General features: G+C 55.0%; 1 protein-coding gene. It reads left to right on the forward strand.

Annotation, left to right across the window (positions count from 1 at the left end; all coding sequences use genetic code 11):
- Nucleotides 1-119: 119 nt before the first annotated feature.
- Nucleotides 120-1,157 (forward strand): IS110 family transposase, encoded by a 1,038-nt coding sequence (locus tag ACM6IK_RS20870; RefSeq protein ID WP_414875826.1) that lies wholly within the window; start codon nucleotides 120-122, stop codon nucleotides 1,155-1,157.
- Nucleotides 1,158-1,446: the final 289 nt, after the last annotated feature.

Raw genomic sequence — 1,446 nt, forward strand, 5'->3', positions numbered from 1 at the left:
TGAACCGCCGTATACGGAACCGTACGTACGGTGGTAATGGAATGGACGCTCCCTGTCCTAACGGCATCGATGTGCCAAAGTGAAAGTGTTAATAGCACTTAACGGAAGGGAGCGTCCTCATGAAGCTTACGACTGTTGGTATCGATTTGGCAAAAAACGTGTTTCAAGTACACGGAGTTGACGAGCGAGGGAAACCAGTACTGAAGAAGCAGCTCAAACGTGACCAGCTTGCCCCTTTCTTTGCAGTATTGGCGCCGTGCTTGATTGGCATGGAGGCTTGCGGCAGCGCCCATCACTGGGCAAGAAAGCTGCAAGCATTTGGACATACGGTCAAGTTGATGGCTCCACAATTTGTTAAGCCCTATGTGAAAACGAACAAGAACGACGTAGCCGATGCAGAGGCCATTTGTGAAGCGGTCGCTCGACCCAATATGCGCTTCGTACCGATCAAGACGACAGAGCAACAAGGGATATTGGCCATGCATCGGGCGCGGCAGGGTTTTGTGAAGGCTCGTACTGCGCAAGCTAACGCAATTCGTGGGCTGCTCGGTGAGTTCGGCATTGTCATCGCGCAAGGGATCAGGCATATCGCCGAGCGTTTGCCAGGCATCCTGGAAGATGGCGAAAACGGTCTGCCCGGTTCATTCCGGCAGTTGATGCAGCGCCTGGGCGATCATTTGAAGGAGTTGGACCGGCAGGTGGGTCAACTTGAACGGGAAATTCAACAATGGCATCGAGAGAATGAGGCCAGTTGCAAGCTTGCAGAAATACCGGGTATTGGACCGATCACCGCAAGCGCTCTGGTCGCTTCGGTAGGTGATGCGAAGAGTTTTGCCAACGGTCGGCAGATGGCGGCATGGTTGGGATTAGTACCGCGACAGCATTCGAGCGGAGGCAAGTCCACGCTGTTAGGTATCAGCAAGCGAGGCGATAGCTATTTGCGCACATTGCTGGTTCATGGTGCGCGAGCGGTGGTTCGTTACGCCGAAGGTAAAACCGACCCCTCATCGGATTGGCTGAAGGGTTTGTTGGCGCGTCGCAACACGAATGTGGCAGTCATCGCGCAGGCCAACAAGAATGCCCGGATTGCCTGGGCGCTGCTGGCCCACGACCGCAGATTCCGGTCTGGTTACACCCCTGCTGTCGCAGGCGCGTAACCAGACCGGTGGAGTCAAGCAATGAAGCGTTAGAAAGGAGTACTACCAAGGTTGCCCAGGCAATCATGACGTGATGGCAAGACAGGTCGGACCGGGATCGGGTAACTCTGCCCTCTCACAGGCGCTTCGAGCGCGTGGTGGTGATAAGAGCCCGATCAGCGAATTTCCATCAGGGACAGAGGCAGAGCCTCACATAAAGTCCGGATGTATGGCTGCAATCTCAACCCCGTCTGTGTTGTCACCAATTGAAAGCTCGGCAAACGGGGGGCGTCCATGTATGTGAGAGGAC

The organism is Pseudomonas sp. IT-196MI5, from assembly GCF_949767415.1.
Classification (GTDB): domain Bacteria; phylum Pseudomonadota; class Gammaproteobacteria; order Pseudomonadales; family Pseudomonadaceae; genus Aquipseudomonas.